This is a genomic window from Streptomyces tuirus (assembly GCF_014701095.1).
Classification (GTDB): Bacteria; Actinomycetota; Actinomycetes; order Streptomycetales; family Streptomycetaceae; genus Streptomyces; species Streptomyces tuirus.
Map to the genome: position 1 here is coordinate 1,650,444 of NZ_AP023439.1, position 20,507 is coordinate 1,670,950.

Below are 20,507 nucleotides of genomic sequence, written 5' to 3' on the forward strand. Positions count from 1 at the left end.
CAGCACCATGATTGATCACGCTCATGACCTGGCGTCTGTACGTGACGCGACGGAACGGCTGCTGACCGCAGTCGGCGCACTGGACAACGCCTCTGTGACCCACCCGTCACGGCTGCCCGGCTGGAGCCGCGGCCACGTCCTGGCCCACCTCGCCCGCAACGCGGACGCCCTCGTGAACGTGCTCGAGGGGCGCCCCATGTACGTGTCCGGCGAGGCCCGGGACGCCGACATCGAGCGGGACGCCCCGCGCGGCCTCGACGCCCAGCTCGCCGACCTGCGCGAGAGCGCGGCCCGCTTCCAGAAAGCAGGGGACACCCCGGCCGACTGGACGCGCACGGTGGAGCTGCGCAACGGGGTCACGGACTCCGCGTCCCGGGTGCCGTTCCGGCGGTGGATCGAGGTGGAGCTGCACCACGTGGACCTGGGGATCGGATACGAGCTGGAGGATCTTCCGGCGGACTTCACCGAACGGGAGACCGACTTCCTCGCCGACCGGTTCTCGGGGCACCCGGACGTACCGCCCACACGCCTCACCGACGGCACGCGCGCGTGGCGCACGGGACGGGAGGCGGAGGGCGCACCGGAGGTGACCGTCACGGGCTCCCCGGCGGACCTGCTGGGCTGGCTCGCCGGCCGCCGCACCGGCGCCGCCTTGACGGTGGACGGGGGTCCGCTGCCCGCGCTGCCCCCGCTGTAGGTCCGCCGCCCCGGCCGCGGGACCGGGGGCCGCTCCCCCCTATAGGCTGGCGAGCATGACGTACAGCGGAGAGGTGACGGTCGGCGGACCGGCCGATGTGCACGAGCTCAAGGACCTGATGATCAGCAAGATCGCGGTGGGTCCGATGAACAACAACACCTATCTGCTGCGCTGCCGGGCCACGGACGAGCAGTTGCTGATCGACGCGGCGAACGAGGCGGAGACGCTGCTCGGCATGATCGGTCGCGACGGCATCGCGTCCGTCGTCACCACCCACCGGCACGGCGACCACTGGCAGGCGCTCGCCGAGGTCGTGGCGGCCACCGGCGCCCGCACCTACGCGGGCCGGCAGGACGCCGAGGGCATCCCCGTGCGGACCGATGTGCCGGTCGACGACGGCGACACCATCCGGGTGGGGCGCGTGGAACTGACCGCGCGCCACCTGGTCGGGCACACGCCCGGTTCGATCGCCCTCGTCTACGACGACCCGCACGGACATCCCCATGTGTTCACCGGGGACTGCCTGTTCCCCGGCGGTGTGGGCAACACCCACAAGGACCCGAAGGCGTTCGCCAGCCTCATCCACGACGTCGAGACCAAGATCTTCGACCCTCTGCCGGACGAGACCTGGGTCTACCCCGGGCACGGCAACGACACGACGCTGGGCGCGGAGCGCCCGAACCTGCCGGAGTGGCACGCGCGGGGGTGGTGAGGCACGCGGGCGGCTGGTGATCCACGCCCGCGGGTGGTGAGGCACGCCCGAGGGTGGTGAGGCACGCTCACCACCCGGCGTGCGCCGCGCCCGCGCCCCGTGTGAATCGTTCGCACACGCCGGTGTCGCACGCGCGCTCCCCGTCGAACGAAGTTGCGCAGTCAACTGGTACCAGCCCCGCGCGGGATGACGGCTCCCGCGCGGTCGGGCCGCCGGCCTGTCGATCCCCGCCCTCGGCCGGCGGCCCCGGCACACCCCAACACCCCTGGGATCGGGACCCGTTCACACCACCGCAACACCCGTTCCCATGATCCGGACATGTGGGGCCATGACCTCGACAAACGGGGCCGTCGGCTGCCAATCTCCCGCCATGCATCCTGCCCCGCGTGCCCTGCGCCGCGCCGCCGTCGCCGCCGTCGTCCTCGCCGCCGCCGTGAGCTGCGCTCCGCAGCCCGAGGAGGCGGACAAGCCGTCGTCGTCCGCCGGGAACACGTGCGAGAAGGGCGAGTTGGCGACCCGGACCTCGGGCAAGCTGACGATCGCCACCGACGAGCCCGCCTACGAGCCGTGGTTCAAGGACGACGACCCCGCCAACGGCAAGGGCTTCGAGTCCGCGGTCGCCTACGCCGTCGCGGAACGGCTCGGCTACGGCAAGGACAAGGTCGCCTGGCAGACCGTCCCCTTCAACAAGGCCTTCGCTCCCGGCGAGAAGACCTTCGACTTCGACATCAACCAGGTGTCCGTCAGCGAAGAGCGCAAGAAGGCAGTCGACTTCTCCTCCGGCTACTACGACGTGCGCCAGGCCGTCGTCGCGCTGAAGAACTCCAAGGCCGCGAAGGCCAAGAGCGTGGCCGACCTGAGGGGCGTGAAGCTGGGCGCGCAGGTCGGCACCACCAGCCTGAGCTACATCGACGACGTGGTGAAGCCGAAGCAGGCCGCGGCCGTGTACGCCAAGAACGACCAGGCCAAGTCCGCGCTGAAGAACGGCCAGGTCGACGCCATCGTCGTCGACCTGCCGACCGCCTTCTACATCACCGGGACCGAGATCACCGACGCGGCCGTCGTCGGTCAGTTCGAGCACCAGGGCGGTACGCCGGAGCAGTTCGGCCTCGTGCTGGACAAGGGCAGCGCCCTCACCTCCTGCGTCTCGCGGGCCGTGGACGCCCTGCGCGAGGACGGCACCCTCGCCAAGATCGAGCAGCGGTGGCTGTCGGACGCCGTCGACGCGCCGGTGCTCAAGTGACCCTCCACAAGGAGGAGCTGGGCTCCGGCGGGCACGAAGGGGCGGACGACTACGTCCCGTCGCCGCGACGGCTGGACCGGGAGCGCCACAAGCGCGCAAGCGCCCGGCGCGCGACGGCGATCGGCGCGCTCTCGACCCTCGTCACCGCGGTCGTCCTCTACCTGGTCGTCGTCAACGCCCCGGGCTGGCCGCGCACCAAGGAGACCTTCTTCGACCGGGGGTACGCGCGCGAGGCGCTCCCGAAGGTCCTCGAAGGCCTGTGGCTGAACGTCCGGCTGCTGCTGATCTGCGGGGCCGCGGTGCTCGTCCTCGGCATGCTGATCGCCGTCGCCCGTACGCTGCGCGGACCGGTGTTCTTCCCGCTGCGCTTCCTGGCCGCCGCGTACACGGACTTCTTCCGCGGACTGCCGCTCATCATCAACCTGATGATCGTGGTCCTCGGCGTCCCGGCGCTGCGGCTCCAGGGGGTGACCGTCGACCCCGTGCTGCTCGGCGGCACCGCGCTCACCCTCACGTACTCGGCGTACGTCGCCGAGGTGTTCCGCGCCGGCATCGAGTCCGTGCACCCCTCGCAGCGCGCCGCGGCCCGCTCGCTGGGGCTGAACAACCGGCAGGCGCTGCGGTACGTGGTGCTGCCCCAGGCGGTGCGCCGCCAGGTGCCGCCGCTGCTGAACGACCTGGTGTCGCTGCAGAAGGACACCGGGCTGGTCTCGATCGGCGGTGCGGTGGACGCCGTACGGGCCGCCGACATCATCGTGGGCCGCAGCCTCAACTACACGCCGTACATCGTCGCCGGGCTGGTCTTCGTCGCGCTGACCATCCCCATGACCCGCTTCACGGACTGGGTGACGGCCCGGATGGACCGCCGGCAGGCCCATGGAGGAGCCGTATGAGCCAGACGCCCGTGCTGCGCATGGAGTCCGTCCGCAAGACCTTCGGCGGCTCCGTCGTCCTGCGGGACGTCGACCTGGAGGTGGCCCCGCACACGGTCACCGCGTTGATCGGCGCCTCCGGCTCCGGCAAGTCCACGCTGCTGCGGTGTGCCAACCTGCTGGAGGAGATCGACGACGGGGCGATCTGGCTGGACGACGAGGAGATCACCGACCCGCGCGCCGACCAGGACGCCGTGCGCCGCCGGATCGGCGTGGTCTTCCAGGCCTACAACCTGTTCCCGCACATGACCGTTCTGCAGAACATCACGCTCGCCCCGCGGCGCGTGCACGGCGTCGCCCGCTCCGAGGCCGAGGCACGCGCGCGTGAGCTGCTGGAGCGGCTGGGGCTCGGCGGGAAGGCGGACGCGTACCCGGACCGGCTGAGCGGCGGACAGCAGCAGCGGGTCGCGATCGTCCGCGCCCTGGCCGTACGGCCCCGGCTGCTGCTGCTCGACGAGGTCACCGCCGCCCTCGATCCCGAGCTGGTGGGCGAGGTGCTCACCGTGGTCCGCGACCTCAAGGACGAGGGCATGACCATGGTGCTGGCCACCCACGAGATGGGCTTCGCCCGCGAGGTCGCCGACCAGGTGTGCTTCCTGGAGGGCGGCGTGGTGCTGGAACGCGGCAGCGCCGAGCAGGTCTTCGGGGATCCGCAACAGGAGCGCACGCGGCGCTTCCTGCGGCGGATCGTGGAGGCGGGGCGGCTGTAGGAAGGCGGGTGCGCCGGGCGGCGGAGGGGGGATGGGCTGTGCGAAGCCGGCTGTGTTGGGCGACGCCGGGGACTACCGGCAGCGGCTCACGCGTCCGCCTGGCCCGACCCCGCCAGCGCCGCGACGCGCTCCACGCCGAACACGTACCCCTGCACCCCGCAGCCCGCGATGACCCCGTCGGCGCGCAGCGAGACGTAGGAGTGGTGCCGGAACGACTCGCGCTGGTGGATGTTGGAGATGTGGACCTCCAGCACCGGCAGGCCGTCACACGTGTTGAGTGCGTCCAGGATGGCGACGGAAGTGTGCGAGTACGCGCCGGGGTTGATCACGATGCCGCAGTGGTTCAGCCGCGCCTCGTGGATCCAGTCGACGAGCTCGCCCTCGTGGTTGGACTGGCGGAAGTCGACGGTGCCCCCGTGCGCGGCCGCCGCCTTGGCGCACAGGGCCTCGACGTCGGCGAGGGTGTCGGAGCCGTAGATCTCCGGCTGACGCTGGCCGAGCAGGTTCAGGTTGGGGCCGTTGAGGATCATGATCGGGGCGTGGGCCAGGGTGCGGGGCACGGTTCCTCCGGTCCGTTCGGGGTCGGGCGGCCCGGGACGGACCGCTGCTCACTGCCGGTTTATCACGGTGCGTCGGCAGCCCGCCGGGCCGTAGCCTCCCGCCATGACGAGCCTGACCAGCCCGACCGGCCCGACCTGTCCGCCGAAGCCCTCCCCCGGTGACCGCGTCGCCGTGATCTCGCCCTCCTCCGGTCTGCCGGGGCTCTTCCCGCTCCCCTACGAGCTCGGCCTGGAACGGCTGCGCAAGGAGTACGGGCTGGAGCCGGTCGAGTATCCGGCGACCCGCACGATGGGCTCCACGCCCCGGGAGCGGGCCGCCGACATCCACGCCGCCTTCGCCGACCCGCGGATCAAGGCCGTCATCGCGTCGATCGGCGGGGACGACCAGATCACCGTGCTGCCCTACTTGGACCGGGAGTTGATCCGGGCCAACCCGAAGCCCTTCTTCGGGATGAGCGACAACACGAACCTGCTCGCCTTCCTGCACAGCTGCGGCATCGTCGGCTTCCACGGCGGGAGCGTGATGAGCGAACTGGGCCGCCCCGGCGCCATGCACCCGCAGACGGCCGAGTCCCTGCGCGCGGCGCTGTTCACCCCGGGTCCCTACGAGTTGAGGCCCGCCGAGCGGTGGCGTGACATCGACCGGGACTGGGCGGACCCGGCGACCTTCGACGCCGAGCCGGAGACCCGGCCCGGGTCCGGCTGGACCTGGGTGAACCCCGACCGGGTGGTCGAGGGCCGCAGTTGGGGCGGCTGCCTGGAGATCCTCGGCTGGCTGCTGATGGCCGACCGGGCGATCGCGCACGACCTGTCCGAGTACGAGGGCGGCGTCCTGCTTCTGGAGACCTCCGAGGACATGCCGAGCGCCACGGAGGTCTTCCACACCCTGCGGAACATGGGCGAGCGGGGACTGCTGGGGCGCTTCCCCGCCCTGCTGATGGGGCGGCCGAAGACATGGTCCTTCGAGCGGCCCAACACCCCCGAGCAGGCTGCCCGTTACGCCGCCGACCAGCGCGAGGCCGTACTGCGCGCCATGCGGACCTACGCGCCCGGCAGCACGATCGTCTTCGACGTGGACTTCGGGCACACCGATCCGCAACTGGTGATCCCGTACGGCGGCACCGTAAGCGTGGACGGGCCAGCCCGGCGCATCACGGTCACGTACTGAGGACCCCCAGCCCCTCCGCGCGCCCCCGTAACCGCCGATCACGGTGGGTAGTTGACGCGGCATGCACGACGTACGCACCGTAAGGGCACCCTCCATGCCGCGCCTCGCGGCCGCCTCACTGGCCGGCACGGCCATCGAGTTCTACGACTTCTTCGTCTACGGCACCGCGGCGGCCCTGATCCTGGGACCGTTGTTCTTCCCGACCTTCTCTCCGGTGGCCGGGACACTGGCCGCCTTCGCCACCTTCGGCGTGGGCTTCGTGGCCCGGCCGCTCGGTTCGGTGCTGTTCGGGCACATCGGGGACCGGCGCGGGCGGCGGCCGGTCCTCGTCGCCTCCCTGCTGCTGACCGGGGCGTCCACGGTCGCCGTCGGCTGTGTCCCGACGTACGAGTCGATCGGCGTGGCCGCTCCCCTGCTGCTCCTGGTACTGCGCTTCCTCCAGGGGCTGGGGCTCGGCGGGGAGTGGGGCGGGGCGGTGCTGCTGGCCGTGGAGCACGCGCCGGCCGAACGGCGCGTGCTGTGGTCGAGCTTCCCGCAGGTCGGGCCCGCGCTGGGGTTCCTGCTCGCCAACGGTGTGGTGCTGGGGCTGTCCTCGACGCTTACGGAGGCGCAGTTCGCCGCGTGGGGGTGGCGGGTGCCGTTCTGGGCTGCGGGGGTGCTCGCCGTCGCGGGGCTGTGGCTGCGGTCGTCGCTCACCGAGAGCCCCAGCTTCCTCCAGATCGACGACCACGCGCGCGTGCCGCTCGCCGAGGTCGTCCGCGACCACTGGCGGCTCATCCTGCTGACCGGCGGCGGCCTCGCGATCGGCTACGCGATCTTCTACGCCGTGACGACCTGGTCGCTCGCCTACGGGACGGAGCGGCTCGGGGTGAGCCGCTCCGTCATGCTGACCTGCATCATGGGCGCGGTGCTGGTGAAGGGGGCTCTCACCCCGCTGGTGGCGCTGCTCGGGGACCGTTACGGCCGGCGGCCCCTGTGCCTGATCGGGTGCGCGGCCGCGGCTCTGTGGATGTTCCCGATGGTCGCGCTCCTCTCCACCGGGGCGCCGCTGCCGATGTTCCTCGGCTTCCTCGGGGCGATGCTCGCGTTCATCACGATGTTCGCCGTGATCGCCGCGTACCTGCCGGAACTGTACGAGCCGCGTGTGCGCTGCACGGGCGCCGCCGTCGGTTACAACCTCGGCGGGGTCGTGGGGGGCGCGCTCACCCCCATCGTGGCCACCGCCCTGGCGGAGCAGGGCGGCCGGGTGCCATGGGGTGTGGCCGCGTATCTCACGGCGGTCGCGTTGTTCAGCCTGGGGTGCTTCGCGTTGCTGCCGGAGACGCGTCCGGTGCGGGTGGGTGCGGCTGCGGAGGGCGCTGTGGGGTGAGCGTCGGGGCCGGTGTCCGTGTCAGTGCCGGTGCCCGTGCCGGTGCCGCGCAGTTTCCGGTCGGCGTAAACGCTTGCGTAAACGCTGACGTGAGCGCTTGCGTAAGCGTTTACGCAAGCGCTTGCGCGCACGCTTACGTAAGCGTTTGCGCCCCCTACGGGTTGATCGCCAGCTCCAGATAAGCCGCGAACAGCACCAGGTGGACCCCGCCCTGGAGCGGCGTGGCCCGGCCCGGCACGACGGTCAGCGAGGCGACCACCACCGTCAGCGCGAGCAGCACCATGTGGGTGGCGCCGAGACCGAGGACGAGCGGGCCGGAGAGCCACAGGGAGGCGAGCGCGACGGCCGGGATGGTCAGGCCGATGCTGGCCATGGCGGAGCCGAGGGCCAGGTTCAGACTGGTCTGCACACGGTCGCGGCGGGCGGAGCGCAACGCGGCGATGGTCTCCGGCAGCAGCACCAGCAGCGCGATGATCACACCGACGACTGCCTGGTGGAGCCCGGCGGCCTCCACCCCTGACTCGATGGTGGGTGAGACCCCCTTGGCCAGGCCGACCACGCCGACCAGGGCCAGACCCAGCAGGGCCAGGCTGATCCGGGCGGTCGCGGCGCTCGGAGCCTCGGCGTGCTCCTCGGCGGTGATCACCTCGCCGTGCCGGGTGATCGGCAGGAAGTAGTCCCGGTGCCGCACGGTCTGCGTGGCGACGAACAGGCCGTAAAGGATCAGCGAGGACAGCGCCGCGAAGGTCAGCTGGACGGTGGAGAACTCCGCTCCCGGCTTGCTGGTGGTGAACGTCGGCAGGACCAGGCTGAGTGTGGCAAGGGTCGCGACGGTGGCGAGTGCGGCGCCCGTGCCCTCCGGGTTGAAGACGGCCGTGCCGTGCCGCAGTGAGGCGACGAGGAGGCACAGCCCGACGATGCCGTTGCAGGTGATCATCACCGCCGCGAAGACCGTGTCCCGCGCCAGGCTCGCGCTCTTGTCCCCGCCGTCGGCCATCAGGGTGACGATGAGGGCGACCTCGATGATCGTGACGGCGATGGCGAGCACGAGGGAGCCGAACGGTTCACCGACTCGATGGGCCACCACTTCGGCGTGGTGCACAGCGGCCAGGACGGCTCCCGCGAGGACCAGCGTCACCAGGGCGACGACCGCGACCGGAAGATCCCGCCCCCAGGTGAAGACCAACAGCACGGCGGCGAGCAGGGGCACCAGGGTCGTCCACTGCGCCGAGAGCCGGCTGCGCCGAGCGATCATGCAGCGATCGTCGCAGACGACCAGGTGCCGTGCACTCCGGTGTGCCATGCCTCGGGCGGCTGTCCCGAGGGGCTACTTGAGGTCACGCATGTCCAGGGCATCGCAGTTGGTGTACACCCGCTCGCCGATGCTGAGCGCGTTGAGCCGCTCGGCCAGCCTGGTCGTCTCGGGGTCGTCGCTGTTGCGCATGGCCTCGTCGAACGAGTCGAACTCGATCATCGCCAGATAGCGGTGGGGCTTGTCCCGGTCCTTCAGCAGCGTGCTGTGGGTGGGGCCGCCCGCGCGGCCGGCGTTGCGCTGCCCTGCCTCGTCGAGCACCTGCTGCATCTCTTCCAGACGCTCGGTCTCGAACTCGATGATCTGCACGAACCTCATGGCACCTCCAGCCGGCCGCGGCGCCCCCGGGCCGGGGAACGCGCTCAGGAAACAAGCAAGCACCGGGACCGGTGGTCGGCAATTCGCCGAGCACCGATCCCGGTGATGGTTGTTCCTACGCCCGACGCCGTCAGACGTCGATGCTGTCCTTCGGAGCGCCTCCGCTCTCGTTCTGCGCCGCCTCGGCCGCCGCCTGCTTCTTGGAAGCGCGCAGGCTGGTGATCGTGGTGACGATCAGCACGGAACAGATCACGCCGAGCGAGACCGGAATGCTGATCTCGGGGACGTGGACGCCCGACTCGTGCAGGGCGTGCAGCACCAGCTTCACGCCGATGAAGCCCAGGATGATCGACAGGCCGTAGGAGAGGTGGACCAGCTTCTTCAGCAGGCCGCCGATGAGGAAGTACAGCTGGCGCAGGCCCATCAGGGCGAACGCGTTGGCTGTGAAGACGATGTACGGGTCCTGCGTCAGGCCGAAGATGGCCGGGATGGAGTCGAGGGCGAACAGCACGTCGGTGGTGCCGATCGCGAGCATCACGACCAGCATCGGGGTCATGACCCGCTTGCCGTTCTCCTCGATCCACAGCTTGGTGCCGTGGTACCGGTCCGCCACGCCGAAGCGGCGCTCGGCGGCCTTGAGGAGCTTGTTCTCCTCGAACTCCTCGTCTTCCTCGTCGGCCCGGGCCTCCTGGATGAGCTTCCAGGCGGTGTAGATGAGGAAGGCGCCGAAGATGTAGAAGACCCAGGCGAAGCTGGCGAGGATCGCCGCGCCGGCGGCGATGAAGATCGCTCGCAGGACCAGGGCGATGAGGACACCGATCAGCAGGACACGCTGCTGGTACTGCGACGGCACCGCGAACTTCGCCATGATCAGGACGAAGACGAAGAGGTTGTCGACGCTGAGCGACTTCTCGGTGATGAAGCCCGCGAAGAACTCACCGGCGGGCTGGCCACCGGCGAACAGGAGCAGACCGAGCCCGAAGAGCGCGGCCAGCACGATCCAGACGACCGTCCAGATCCCGGCTTCCTTGATCGACACGTCGTGCGGCTTGCGGCCGATGAAGAAGTCGACCGCGATGAGGGCGGCAAGGCCCACGATCGTCAGGACCCATAGGGTCACGGAAACATCCACTGCGCCTCCGGCAGTCGTAACGGCAAATGTCAGCGTCGTCGCTGCCGGAGGTCTCTTCCACCCAACGATGGGCCGACGCCCCGGGATCTGGCCTGATCCGTATTGACGGGTACGTCGCAGCAGACAGGGAGTACTCCCCTCCGTGCCGTCAACAGTACCCAATCACCAAGAACTGGTAAAGCGCTTGGCAAAAGAATGGCCAAAATCCCTGGTCCGGGGCTTTACATGAACTTGGTGCGGGCTGCAGCGACCTGGGCGAGCACCTGCTGGAGGACCTGGCTGCCGGGCGGCACGAGCGACGGCTCGTACGTCCAGGCATGACCGACCCACGGGTCGGCGAGGTGATCGTCGGCCACCGGCGTCAGTCGCAGCAGCGAACGCCACAGCGGGTCGAGCAGGGGCCCGTAGCCGGAGGACTCCTCACGGTCGGCCACCATCATCAGGTGGACGCCGAAGGCGGGACCTTCGTCGGCCAGGTAGCGCAGTTGGTTCACCGCCCGGTCGTCGAAGCCGTGCGGGAAGTCGTTGACGATCAGGAGCTGCTGCGAGGTGTCGAACCCGGGCGGGAGGGAGTCGGCGGCGCCGCCCCGGACCGCCATCTGCACCAGGTCGACCCGCTGGGTGAGCCGGCCCAGCACGTCCGCCACCCCGGCGGCGCCGAGCGCGGGCGGCGTCGCGAGCACCCCGCTCTGCACCAGGGGCGCCAGCGGCTGGCCCCCGGAGCCGGCCGGGTCAATGACGTGGACGGTGAACTCGCCCGCCGGGTAGACGGCCAGCAGCCGGGCCGCGTGCGCGACCGCCGTCTCCATGGCGAGACGGCTCATGGTGTGCGAGTCGGTGAAGGAGCCGTCGGACGCCCCGGCGGCTCCGCTGTCGATCCACAGACCCCGCTCCAGCGGCAGCCGGACGAGCATCGGGATGCGGATCCGGTCGGCCTCGGGGAGGTGGAGATCGCCCAGGCGCAGGGCCATGGGGATCTCCATGGGCACGCGGTAGGCGTGCCACGCCGGGTTGTCCCAGCGGGCGAACGCCGGAGGCAGGGCCGGTTCGACGACGTCGGCCTCGGCCGCGAGCTGGGTGAGGTCCCGGTCGAGGGCCTCCCGGGCCTGGGCGACGAGCTGGGTGTGCCGGGCCCGGGCCGCCTCGCGGGCGGCGTCTCCCTGTCCGCCGATCCGGCTGCGCGGGTCGGAGAGGACCTGCTCCAGCTCCTTGTCCATGCGCGACTCGGCGAAGTCGACGGCACTGCGGTAGGCGGCGGTGGTGCGGGCCAGGTCCTCGAACATGCCCCACACCTGGTTGTAGAGCCGTTCCTCCATGGACCAGCCGGTCGCGTCGCCCGCGACGGGCTGTGCGGGCTGCCCGGGTGCGGCCGGGGGCGCGGTGGGCGGAGGCGGGGGCGGGGCGGCGTTCTGACGGCGCGGGTGGCTGTAGTCGATCGGGCCGCCTGCCGTGGGCGCGGACGGCGTGGTGACGGCATGGGGGTCCGGTGCGGTGCCGGGATACGGCTGCTGCGGGGCGGGCTGTCCGGGAGCGCCGGGCGTCTGGCCGCCGTAGGGGGACACCGGTGGCACCGGACCGGGCTGGGGCGCGGTGCCGCCCTGGTCCGGGCCGAGGGCGGGGGCCGCCGTCTGCCGGGAGCGGTCGCCGTCCGCCGTGCGCGGCGGGGGTGCCTGCACCGAGCGGGCGAGTCCCTGGGCCACCGCGTCGTTGACCGTGCCGGCGAGCTGCTGGGCCTGCGGCAGGCCCTGGTCGGTGAGGAGTTCGGCGAGGCCGCCCGCGTAGCCCTGGCCGACGGCGCGCACCTTCCAGGCGTCCTGGCGGCGGTAGAGCTCCAGGGCGACGACGGCCGACTCGGCCTCCAGACCGGTGATGGTGTAGCTGGCGACCTCGTCGCCGCCGAGGCCGGTGACGGCGACGAACGGGGCCGCCACGGCACCGAAACGGACCGGGCCCGTCCCGCCGGTGGGCAGGGCGAGCAGCACGCTGACACGGTGGACGGCCTCCGGCACGGCGTCCAGATCCACCGCGAGGCGGTGGTCGGCGGCGGCCTGCCGGGAGACCTCGAGACCCGGCTGGGTGGGTGCGCCCGGGTGGGCCACCCACTCCACGCCGTGGATCCGGCCGTTCTCGTCGCCGAGCGCGGCCAGGGCCACGATCGGTGTACCGGCCGAGATCCGGATCTCGAGACGGGCCTGGGAGAGCGGGTGGTTCTGCCCCCGCACCAGCTCGGCCGTCATCGCCTTCGTCCCCCTGTGTCGTTGTGTGAAGTCGTGTGCTGCTCGCCGGGCCCGCCCCCGCCGGTCCGGGGCCCGGGGTGCGTCAGAGCACCGGCAGGATCGCCGGCATCAGGTCCTGGAAGGTGCGCCCGTTGGCCGGGTTGCCCAGGGCCGTCATCGACCAGCCCTGGCCCGCGCGGTGGACCTTGGCCATGATCTGGGCCGTGTACTGGCCGCCGCCGGCGAGCGTGTAGCGGGCGAGCTCCTGGCCGTTGGTCTCGTCGACCAGGCGGCAGAACGCGTTCTGCACCTCCTGGAAGGTCTGGCCCGTGAAGGAGTTCACGGTGAAGACGATCTGGTCGATGTGGACCGGGATGCGCGCGAGGTCGACGAGGATCGCCTCGTCGTCGCCGCCCTGGCCGACACCGCCGACGAGGTTGTCACCGGTGTGGCGCACCGAGCCGTCGTCGCTCACCAGGTGGCGGAAGAAGACGACGTCGACCGGCTGCTTGTCCGCGAACAGGACGGCGGAGGCGTCGAGGTCGATCTCTCGCGTGCGCGAGCCGAACAGGCCGCGCCGGGGAGCCGCCTGCCAGCCGAGACCCATACGAACCGCAGTCAGGCTGCCGCCGTCGTTCTTCTGCAGACTGATGGCCTGACCCTTGGTCATGTTGACGGTCACGCGCTGATTCCCCTCTCGAACGTCCCCTGTTGCCGCGAAGTCGCGGTTGACCAGCACCCTACGCAGGGGCACTGACAGCGACGTACCCCGGTCCGCACTTTGTGTCGGTCTTGCAACACTGCGCGTACGCGGCACGCTGTCAGGCCAGACCCGCCTCCTTCATCTGGCGCAGTTCCTTCTTCATCTCGGAGACCTCGTCGCGCAGCCGGGCCGCGATCTCGAACTGGAGCTCCGCGGCGGCGGCCCGCATCCGCGCGGTGAGCTCCTCGATCTGCCCGGCCAGTTCGGCCGCGGGGCGGTCGGTCGGCACCGTCTCCTCGGCGGCCTTGCCCTTGCTCTTGCCCTTGCTGGACTTGGCCGCCGCGGCCTTGCCGAGGGCGGGCACGGGCGCCTTGGTGCCCCCGCCGTCCTTCTTGGCGTTGCGGTAGCCCGAGCCGAGCAGCTGCTCGGTGTCGATGTCCTCGCGGGCGATCTGGGCGACGATGTCGTTGATCTTCTTGCGCAGCGGCTGGGGGTCGATGCCCCGCTCCGTGTTGTACGCGATCTGCTTCTCACGGCGCCGGTTGGTCTCCTCGATGGCCTTCTCCATCGCCGGAGTGATCTTGTCGGCGTACATGTGGACCTGACCGGACACGTTGCGCGCGGCGCGGCCGATGGTCTGGATCAGGGACGTGCCGGAGCGCAGGAAGCCCTCCTTGTCGGCGTCCAGGATCGCCACCAGGGACACCTCGGGCAGGTCGAGGCCCTCGCGCAGGAGGTTGATGCCGACGAGCACGTCGTACTCGCCGGCGCGCAGTTCACGCAGCAGTTCGACGCGGCGCAGGGTGTCGACGTCGCTGTGCAGGTAGCGCACCTGGATGCCCAGCTCCAGGAAGTAGTCCGTGAGGTCCTCGGCCATCTTCTTGGTGAGCGTGGTGACCAGGACGCGCTCGTCCTTCTCCGTGCGCAGCCGGATCTCGTGCACCAGGTCGTCGATCTGACCCTCGGTGGGCTTGACGACGACCTCCGGGTCGACGAGGCCGGTGGGGCGGATGATCTGCTCGACGAAGCCGTCCGAGCGGGACATCTCGTAGTTGCCCGGGGTGGCCGACAGATAGACCGTCTGGCCGGTGCGCTCCTGGAACTCCTCCCACTTCAGGGGGCGGTTGTCCAGGGCGGAGGGCAGCCGGAAGCCGTGGTCGACGAGGGTGCGCTTGCGGGAGGCGTCGCCCTCGTACATGGCGCCGATCTGCGGGACGGTGACGTGCGATTCGTCGATGACGAGGAGGAAGTCGTCCGGGAAGTAGTCCAGCAGGGTGTTCGGCGGGGAGCCGGGCGAGCGGCCGTCGAAGTGCATCGAGTAGTTCTCCACGCCGGAGCAGCTGCCGATCTGGCGCAGCATCTCGATGTCGTACGTGGTCCGCATGCGCAGGCGCTGGGCCTCCAGCAGCTTGCCCTGCTTCTCCAGCTCCGTCAGGCGCTCTACCAGCTCTTTCTCGATGTCGTTGACGGCCCGCTCCAGGCGCTCGGGTCCGGCGACGTAGTGGGAGGCGGGGAAAACGTAGAGCTGCTCGTCGTCGCTGATGATCTCGCCGGTGAGCGGGTGGAGGGTGGACAGTGCCTCGATCTCGTCGCCGAACATCTCGATGCGGACGGCCAGCTCCTCGTAGACCGGGAAGATCTCGATGGTGTCGCCGCGGACGCGGAAGGTGCCGCGGGTGAAGGCCATGTCGTTGCGCGTGTACTGGATGTCGACGAAGCGGCGGAGCAGCTCGTCGCGGTCGATCTCCTCGCCGACCTTGAGGGGGACCATGCGGTCCACGTACTCCTGCGGGGTGCCGAGGCCGTAGATGCAGGAGACCGAGGCGACCACCACGACGTCGCGGCGGGTGAGCAGCGAGTTGGTCGCGGAGTGGCGCAGGCGCTCGACCTCCTCGTTGATCGAGGAGTCCTTCTCGATGTAGGTGTCCGACTGCGGGACGTACGCCTCGGGCTGGTAGTAGTCGTAGTACGAGACGAAGTACTCGACGGCGTTGTTCGGGAGGAGCTCGCGGAACTCGTTGGCCAGCTGGGCGGCCAGCGTCTTGTTGGGCGCCATCACGAGGGTGGGGCGCTGGAGCTTCTCGATCATCCACGCGGTGGTGGCGGACTTGCCGGTGCCGGTCGCGCCGAGCAGCACGACATCCTTCTCACCCGCCTGGATGCGCCGGGCCAGGTCGGCGATGGCCGTCGGCTGGTCGCCGTTCGGCTGGTAGGGGCTGACGACCTCGAAGGGCGCCACCGTGCGTTCGATCTTTGAAACGGGCCGCATGGGATCCACCGTACGACCCCGCACTGACAATGGGCTCTGATCAGCGGTTCTGCGGGGTGAGGGACCCCCGGTGCTCCACGGTGCGACGGGGGCGGAAGCGCAGGCGGCGGGCGGAGTGCCGGACGTGGGTGTGGGCGGGGATGCCGGGCTTGGGCTCGACGGGGACGACGGTGGGCTTCCCCATGACCATCAGCGGGTCGAACATCACGACGACGCCCGCGAGGAGCAGGAAGGCGAGCGGCCCGATCAGCATGGGTGCGAGCAGGCTCGCGGGCGAGTCCCCCGTGGCGGGTTCGGACGTGCCGTGCAGGTGGACGCTGAGGGCGGCCATGCCGGTGTAGTGCATGCCGCTGACGGCCAGTCCCATGACAAGGCTCGCGCCCACGCTCCACAGGAAGCCCCTGACCTGGCCGGCGGCCCACAGGGCGGCGGTCGCGGCGGCCATGGCGATGGCGACGGAGATGCCGACGGTGAGGGTGTTGTACTCCAGTTTTCCGTCCAGGCTCATGCTGGCCATGCCGAGGTAGTGCATCGACGCGACGCCCAGGCCGGTGATGGTGCCGCCGGTGAACAGGGCCGTCCCGCGGGCTCCCCGGTAGCCGACGATGAAGATCCCGACGCCCACCATGACGATGGCGACGGCCAGGCTCGCGAAGGTCATCGTCCTGTCGTAGTGGATCGGGGTCCCGCGGACCGTGAACCCCATCATCGCGACGAAGTGCATGGTCCATATGCCGGAGCCGATGGCGGCGGAGCCGAGGGCGAGCCAGCCGGGGCGCCAGGACTGGGCGACGACCATGGATCTGGTCGTGCAGCGCAGGCCCAGCGCGCCGCCGAGGCAGGCCATGAAGTAGGCCACCAGGGGTGTGACCAGGCCATAGCTGAATCCGTCGACCGTGCCCTGCATGCGCGGCTGCCCTTCCCGCCCTTGTACGTCCCGGAATGCCCGATGTACGCCCCCTCCCAGGACCGCCACGAGCGGTCAGGGTTGACGCAGAGAGTATGACCCCCACCGGAATGGTCGAACGACTTTCCGGCAAAGAAACACGGCCTTGCCGCAGTTGTGCGGTACCAGTGAGCGGAGTTGGGACATCTCCGTTCAACCTGTGGTCATCCTGTACCCCTCTCGCGTTGACCCTCTGCTGTCACAGTTGTGCTGTCTGTGATGTCGCCGATCGCTCGTCGCGAGGAGTACGCATGCACGCGCGCGCTGTTGCCGCCTCGACCACCGCACTCCTGGGGACCGCCGCCCTGCTGTTCCCCGTCTCCCCCGCCCGTGCCGTGCAAGGCAGCACGTCGCCGCTGGTCATCGCCCACCGGGGTGCCTCCGCGTACGCGCCCGAGAACACCCTGGCCTCCGTGGACAGAGCGGCGGAGCTGGGCATCCGCTGGGTGGAGAACGACGTGCAGCGCACGCGGGACGGCGAGCTGGTCGTCATCCACGACGACAACCTGCGCCGCACCACCGACGCCGAGGAGGTCTTCCCCGGCCGGGCTCCCTGGAAGGTGAAGGACTTCACCGCCGCGGAGATCGCCCGGCTCGACGCGGGCAGCTGGTACGGACCCGCGTACGCGGGCGCGCGCGTGCCGACGCTGGAGCAGTTCGTGCACCGCCTGGAGCACCACCGCCAGAAGCTGCTCCTGGAGATCAAGAACCCCGAGCTGTACCCGGGCATCGAACGGCAGACGCTGAAGGTCCTCAGCAACGGGGGCTGGCTCGACCGGTCTCATCTGGCGGGCCGCTTGATCGTGCAGAGCTTCAGCGCGGACAGCGTGCGGACGGTGCACGAGCTGAAGCCCGGTGTGAAGACGGGCCTCCTGGGGACGCCGCCGGTGTCCGACCTGCTCGACTGCGCCGAGTTCGCCGATCAGATCAACCCCTCGTCCAGCTCGCTGTCCCCGGCGTACGTGTCCTCCGTGCAGGCCTTCGACGGACCGCACGGCAGGCCGATGGAGGTCTTCGCCTGGACGGTCGACGACGCGACGACGGCCCGGCGGGTCACCGGGTACGGGGTCGACGGGATCATCACGAACAGGCCGGATGTGGTGGCGAAGGCCGTGAGCGGCTGATCCGGCGCTCAGCCCGGGCCGCGTTGTCAGTGGTGGGTCCTACTGTGGGCGCATGGACAGCCGAGAGCAGGTCGGGCCGCGGGTCGTGTGGGCGGTCGTCGAGAGCGGGATCGGGCCGTTGCTCCTGGCCGCGAGCCGGGACGGCCTGGTCAACGTCGTGTTCCACGCCACGGACGTGGTGCGGGACAAGGCCGTCGAGCGGCTGGCGTCACGGCTGGGCACCGAGCCCGTCGAAGCGCCCGGCTCCCCGCTGCTGGCCGAGGCGATACGCCAGGTCGAGGCGTACTTCGCGGGTGAGCGACGCGACTTCGATCTGCCGCTGGACTGGTCGCTGATCTCCGGCTTCAACCGGGAGGTCCTGCGCGAGCTGGCCTCGGGCGTGCCGTACGGCCAGGTGGTCGGATACGGCGACCTGGCCGGGCGGGTCGGTCAGCCGGGCGCGGCCCAGGCCGTGGGTATGGCGATGGGTGCCAACCCACTGCCCGTGGTGGTGCCCTGTCACCGGGTCGTCGAGAGCGGCGGCGGCATCGGCGGCTTCGGGGGCGGCCTGGAGACCAAGCGGAGGCTGCTCGCCCTGGAGGGCGTGCTGCCGGAGCCGCTCTTCTAGGAGGCGCGTCCGGTCAGTCGTAGTGCCGGGCCTCGAAGATGTTGCCGTCCGGGTCGCGGAAGTAGAAGCTGCGGGTGGCCTTGCCCCGGGCTCCGAAGGAGTCGTGCGCGAGGTCGGACATCGGTACGGAGCGCTCCTCGAGGCGGCTGAGGAGGGCGTCGAAGTCGCCGCGTGACAGCGACAGGCAGACATGGTTGACCGGATGCCCCGCGCTCTCGGCGGAGCCGGGCAGCATCGTCATGCGCTCCACGAAGCTCAGTGGCATGAGGTCGAGGATGGTCTCGTCGTTGACGCGCACGGAGGGGAACGGCGCCTCACCCGCCGCGAACTCCGCGAGCCGTACCGCCTCCAAGCCGACGGCCTTCTCGTAGAAGCCGGCGGCGGCGAGCGGGTCGCGCACCCAGAGGACGACATGGTCGAGGCGTGGTGTGTGGTCCGTCATGCACCCCAGGCTCGTGACGACTCGGGCAGCCCGCAAGGGTTTGGCCCGCCCCGCCGGCCGCCAGAGATGAGGGAAGACGACTGACCGACTGACAGGAGGCAGGCGCGTGGTGCTGGTGGTGTCCGAGGAAGTACGGGAGGCGATCGACGCGGGCCGGCCCGTCGTCGCCCTGGAGTCCACGATCATCGCGCACGGGCTGCCCCGGCCGCGCAACCTCCAGGTGGCGCTGGAGCTGGAGACGGCCGTACGGCAGGAGGGCGCGGTCCCCGCCACGATCGCCGTGCTGGACGGCCGTCCTCACGTCGGCCTGGACAAGGAGCAGCTGGAACGGGTCGCGAACGAGGACGGGATCCGCAAGCTCGGCCACCGTGATCTGCCGCTCGCGGTGGCGTCCGGGGCGAGCGGGGCGACCACGGTGTCGGGGACCGCGCTGCTGGCGGCGCGGGCGGGCGTGCGGGTCTTCGCCACGGGCGGGCTCGGCGGGGTGCACCGGGAGTGGACGGTGACGCAGGACGAGTCGGCCGACCTGGGGCTGCTGGCGCGCACGCGCATCACGGTGGTGTGTGCCGGGGTGAAGTCGATCCTGGACGTGCCGGCGACCCTGCAGCGGCTGGAGACGCTGGGTGTCGCCGTGGCGGGTTACGGCACCGGCCGGTTCCCGGGCTTCTACCTCTCCGACTCGGGGCATCCGGTGGACTGGACGCTGGAGACGCCGGAGCAGGTGGCGGGCGTCATGCGGGCCCAGGACGCCGTCGGGGGGCCGGAGTCGGCGCTGATCGTCGCCAACCCCGTCCCCGAGGAGAAGCAGCTCGATCCGGACCTGCACGCGCGCGTGCTCGCGGCCGCGCTGCGCGCGTGCGAGGAGGAAGGTGTCACCGGGCAGGCGGTCACGCCGTTCCTGCTCGACTATCTGGTGCGGCACACGGACGGCGCCTCCCTGAGCGCCAATCTGGCCGCGGTCCGCGGCAACGTGCGCCTTGCGGCACGGATCGCGGCGGCCCGGGCCCGGGGATGACGGCGGACGGCGGGGCGGAGCCGGGCGGGGGAACCGGCTCCCGGGGCACGGGTTCGGCGGCGGGCGGAGGGCTGCTGGTCGTCGGGGATGTCATCACGGACGTCGTCGCGCGGCACCGAGGACCACTTGCGGCCGGCACGGACACGGCTGCCTCGATCCGGACGGTGGCGGGCGGGGCGGGCGCCAATGTGGCGTGCTGGGCGGCGCACCTGGGCGCGGCGGACGTACGGCTGCTCGGGTGCGTCGGGGCGGACGCGGCGGCCTGGCACGAGCGGGAACTGGTCGCCCAGGGAGTGCGTCCACAGCTCGTCGTCGATCCGCGCGCGCCGACCGGCACGGTGATCTGCGTGGTCGACGGGGGCGCTTCAGCGGAGCGGACGTTCCTCACCGACAGCGGCGCGGCCCTGCGGCTCGGGCCCGCCGACTGGTCGGACGCGCTGCTCGACGGTGTGGCCCGGCTGCATCTGTCGGGCTACCTCCTGTTCTCCGAGTCGAGCCGGGACCTGGTGGCAGTGGCGCTGAAGGCCGCACGCGCGCGTGGAGTGCCGGTGAGTCTGGACCCGGCGTCGGCCGGGTTCCTCGCGGAGCTGGGAGCGGAGCGGTTCCTGTCCCTCGTCGAGGGCGTGGACGTCCTGCTGCCCAGCCGGGACGAGGCGTGCCTGCTGACGGGGCTGGCGGACGCGGCCGAGGCGGCGGTCGAGCTGAGCCGGCGTGTGCCGTTGGTCGTCGCCAAGCAGGGCCACGAGGGGGCGCTCGTGGCCCGGTCGGGGAAGGTGCGCGCCCATGTCCCGGCCGTACCGGCGACTCCGCGGGACACCACCGGCGCCGGTGATGCCTTCACGGGGGCGTTCCTCGCCGCCCTGCTGGCGGGTGCCGGGCCGCAGGACGCCGCGGCGGAGGGGTGCCGGGCGGGTGCACGCGCGGTGGAACGGGTGGGTGGCCGGCCACCCGCGCCGGACTGACCACCCCGGGCCCGCTCGCCTGGAGACCCGCCACCGGGCACCAGTCACCGATCAGCAGTCACCAGTCACC

Annotated in this window: 20 protein-coding genes; 11 read left to right on the forward strand and 9 right to left on the reverse strand. The window is 71.1% G+C overall.

What is annotated here, in order from left to right; all coding sequences use genetic code 11:
• The first annotated feature begins 7 nt into the window (after positions 1-7).
• From IGS69_RS07675 to IGS69_RS07695, 5 genes are all read left to right on the forward strand, one after another.
• The gene (locus tag IGS69_RS07675; RefSeq protein WP_190897910.1) at positions 8-697 is read left to right on the forward strand and encodes a maleylpyruvate isomerase family mycothiol-dependent enzyme; all 690 of its coding nucleotides are present in this window, start codon (positions 8-10) and stop codon (positions 695-697) included.
• 55 nt (positions 698-752) lie between these two features.
• Positions 753-1,409 (forward strand): MBL fold metallo-hydrolase, encoded by a 657-nt coding sequence (locus IGS69_RS07680; protein ID WP_190897911.1) that lies wholly within the window; start codon positions 753-755, stop codon positions 1,407-1,409.
• A 370-nt stretch (positions 1,410-1,779) separates the two neighbouring features.
• On the forward strand, positions 1,780-2,652 hold the full coding sequence (locus IGS69_RS07685; protein ID WP_190897912.1) for an ABC transporter substrate-binding protein: 873 nt from the start codon (positions 1,780-1,782) through the stop codon (positions 2,650-2,652).
• Positions 2,649-3,545: an amino acid ABC transporter permease gene (locus tag IGS69_RS07690; protein WP_190897913.1), complete on the forward strand. Its 897-nt coding sequence runs from the start codon at positions 2,649-2,651 to the stop codon at positions 3,543-3,545. Before IGS69_RS07685 ends, IGS69_RS07690 begins: the two co-directional genes overlap by 4 nt.
• Complete coding sequence (locus IGS69_RS07695) at positions 3,542-4,294, forward strand: amino acid ABC transporter ATP-binding protein (RefSeq protein WP_190897915.1); 753 nt, start codon at positions 3,542-3,544, stop codon at positions 4,292-4,294. Before IGS69_RS07690 ends, IGS69_RS07695 begins: the two co-directional genes overlap by 4 nt.
• A gap of 86 nt (positions 4,295-4,380) precedes the next feature.
• Here IGS69_RS07695 and aroQ read toward each other — a convergent pair whose 3' ends face one another.
• Positions 4,381-4,854 (reverse strand): type II 3-dehydroquinate dehydratase, encoded by a 474-nt coding sequence (gene aroQ / locus IGS69_RS07700; RefSeq protein WP_190897917.1) that lies wholly within the window; start codon positions 4,852-4,854, stop codon positions 4,381-4,383.
• A 103-nt stretch (positions 4,855-4,957) separates the two neighbouring features.
• On the opposite strand from aroQ, the gene IGS69_RS07705 reads away from it, so the two are divergent.
• Both IGS69_RS07705 and IGS69_RS07710 read left to right on the forward strand, forming a co-directional pair.
• Entirely contained in the window at positions 4,958-6,022 is a 1,065-nt protein-coding gene (locus tag IGS69_RS07705; RefSeq protein WP_190897919.1) for a S66 family peptidase, read from the forward strand.
• Positions 6,023-6,116: 94 nt separating this feature from the next.
• Positions 6,117-7,391 (forward strand): MFS transporter, encoded by a 1,275-nt coding sequence (locus tag IGS69_RS07710; protein WP_190897920.1) that lies wholly within the window; start codon positions 6,117-6,119, stop codon positions 7,389-7,391.
• 154 nt (positions 7,392-7,545) lie between these two features.
• Here the strand turns inward: IGS69_RS07710 and IGS69_RS07715 are convergent, their stop codons facing one another.
• From IGS69_RS07715 to IGS69_RS07745, 7 genes are all read right to left on the reverse strand, one after another.
• Positions 7,546-8,646: a calcium:proton antiporter gene (locus IGS69_RS07715; protein ID WP_190897921.1), complete on the reverse strand. Its 1,101-nt coding sequence runs from the start codon at positions 8,644-8,646 to the stop codon at positions 7,546-7,548.
• A 72-nt stretch (positions 8,647-8,718) separates the two neighbouring features.
• Positions 8,719-9,021 carry a hypothetical protein gene (locus IGS69_RS07720; protein ID WP_190897923.1) on the reverse strand — a complete coding sequence of 101 codons (303 nt, stop codon included), beginning with the start codon at positions 9,019-9,021 and terminating at the stop codon, positions 8,719-8,721.
• A gap of 130 nt (positions 9,022-9,151) precedes the next feature.
• Positions 9,152-10,153, reverse strand: coding sequence for a TerC/Alx family metal homeostasis membrane protein (locus IGS69_RS07725; protein WP_190897924.1), 1,002 nt, complete (start codon positions 10,151-10,153; stop codon positions 9,152-9,154).
• Between the two features lie 221 nt (positions 10,154-10,374).
• Positions 10,375-12,390, reverse strand: a complete 2,016-nt coding sequence (locus IGS69_RS07730; RefSeq protein ID WP_190897926.1) for a TerD family protein — start codon at positions 12,388-12,390, stop codon at positions 10,375-10,377.
• 82 nt (positions 12,391-12,472) lie between these two features.
• Positions 12,473-13,051, reverse strand: coding sequence for a TerD family protein (locus tag IGS69_RS07735; protein ID WP_190897927.1), 579 nt, complete (start codon positions 13,049-13,051; stop codon positions 12,473-12,475).
• Positions 13,052-13,190: 139 nt separating this feature from the next.
• On the reverse strand, positions 13,191-15,341 hold the full coding sequence (gene uvrB, locus IGS69_RS07740) for an excinuclease ABC subunit UvrB (protein WP_190897929.1): 2,151 nt from the start codon (positions 15,339-15,341) through the stop codon (positions 13,191-13,193).
• 40 nt (positions 15,342-15,381) lie between these two features.
• Positions 15,382-16,248: an MHYT domain-containing protein gene (locus IGS69_RS07745; RefSeq protein ID WP_190897930.1), complete on the reverse strand. Its 867-nt coding sequence runs from the start codon at positions 16,246-16,248 to the stop codon at positions 15,382-15,384.
• Between the two features lie 290 nt (positions 16,249-16,538).
• Here IGS69_RS07745 and IGS69_RS07750 point away from each other — a divergent pair, with 290 nt between their 5' ends.
• Entirely contained in the window at positions 16,539-17,411 is an 873-nt protein-coding gene (locus IGS69_RS07750) for a glycerophosphodiester phosphodiesterase (protein ID WP_190897932.1), read from the forward strand.
• Between the two features lie 52 nt (positions 17,412-17,463).
• Positions 17,464-18,018, forward strand: coding sequence for a methylated-DNA--[protein]-cysteine S-methyltransferase (locus tag IGS69_RS07755; protein ID WP_190897934.1), 555 nt, complete (start codon positions 17,464-17,466; stop codon positions 18,016-18,018).
• Positions 18,019-18,031: 13 nt separating this feature from the next.
• Here IGS69_RS07755 and IGS69_RS07760 read toward each other — a convergent pair whose 3' ends face one another.
• Positions 18,032-18,460, reverse strand: coding sequence for a VOC family protein (locus tag IGS69_RS07760; RefSeq protein WP_190897936.1), 429 nt, complete (start codon positions 18,458-18,460; stop codon positions 18,032-18,034).
• 106 nt (positions 18,461-18,566) lie between these two features.
• Here IGS69_RS07760 and IGS69_RS07765 point away from each other — a divergent pair, with 106 nt between their 5' ends.
• Positions 18,567-19,475: a pseudouridine-5'-phosphate glycosidase gene (locus IGS69_RS07765; RefSeq protein WP_190897938.1), complete on the forward strand. Its 909-nt coding sequence runs from the start codon at positions 18,567-18,569 to the stop codon at positions 19,473-19,475.
• A complete protein-coding gene (locus tag IGS69_RS07770) occupies positions 19,472-20,437 on the forward strand; it encodes a carbohydrate kinase family protein (protein ID WP_190897939.1) in 966 nt (321 codons plus the stop codon). Before IGS69_RS07765 ends, IGS69_RS07770 begins: the two co-directional genes overlap by 4 nt.
• The last annotated feature ends 70 nt before the right edge of the window (positions 20,438-20,507 follow it).

Bases quoted from the DNA above. Each gene is read 5' to 3' on its own strand.
- IGS69_RS07675 (WP_190897910.1), top strand. From the start codon at position 8: ATGATTGATCACGCTCATGACCTGGCGTCTGTACGTGACGCGACGGAA.
- IGS69_RS07680 (WP_190897911.1), top strand. From the start codon at position 753: ATGACGTACAGCGGAGAGGTGACGGTCGGCGGACCGGCCGATGTGCAC.
- IGS69_RS07685 (WP_190897912.1), top strand. From the start codon at position 1,780: ATGCATCCTGCCCCGCGTGCCCTGCGCCGCGCCGCCGTCGCCGCCGTC.
- IGS69_RS07695 (WP_190897915.1), top strand. From the start codon at position 3,542: ATGAGCCAGACGCCCGTGCTGCGCATGGAGTCCGTCCGCAAGACCTTC.
- IGS69_RS07705 (WP_190897919.1), top strand. From the start codon at position 4,958: ATGACGAGCCTGACCAGCCCGACCGGCCCGACCTGTCCGCCGAAGCCC.
- IGS69_RS07710 (WP_190897920.1), top strand. From the start codon at position 6,117: ATGCCGCGCCTCGCGGCCGCCTCACTGGCCGGCACGGCCATCGAGTTC.
- IGS69_RS07715 (WP_190897921.1), bottom strand. From the start codon at position 8,646: ATGATCGCTCGGCGCAGCCGGCTCTCGGCGCAGTGGACGACCCTGGTG.
- IGS69_RS07720 (WP_190897923.1), bottom strand. From the start codon at position 9,021: ATGAGGTTCGTGCAGATCATCGAGTTCGAGACCGAGCGTCTGGAAGAG.
- IGS69_RS07730 (WP_190897926.1), bottom strand. From the start codon at position 12,390: ATGACGGCCGAGCTGGTGCGGGGGCAGAACCACCCGCTCTCCCAGGCC.
- uvrB (WP_190897929.1), bottom strand. From the start codon at position 15,341: ATGCGGCCCGTTTCAAAGATCGAACGCACGGTGGCGCCCTTCGAGGTC.
- IGS69_RS07745 (WP_190897930.1), bottom strand. From the start codon at position 16,248: ATGCAGGGCACGGTCGACGGATTCAGCTATGGCCTGGTCACACCCCTG.
- IGS69_RS07750 (WP_190897932.1), top strand. From the start codon at position 16,539: ATGCACGCGCGCGCTGTTGCCGCCTCGACCACCGCACTCCTGGGGACC.
- IGS69_RS07755 (WP_190897934.1), top strand. From the start codon at position 17,464: ATGGACAGCCGAGAGCAGGTCGGGCCGCGGGTCGTGTGGGCGGTCGTC.
- IGS69_RS07760 (WP_190897936.1), bottom strand. From the start codon at position 18,460: ATGACGGACCACACACCACGCCTCGACCATGTCGTCCTCTGGGTGCGC.
- IGS69_RS07770 (WP_190897939.1), top strand. From the start codon at position 19,472: ATGACGGCGGACGGCGGGGCGGAGCCGGGCGGGGGAACCGGCTCCCGG.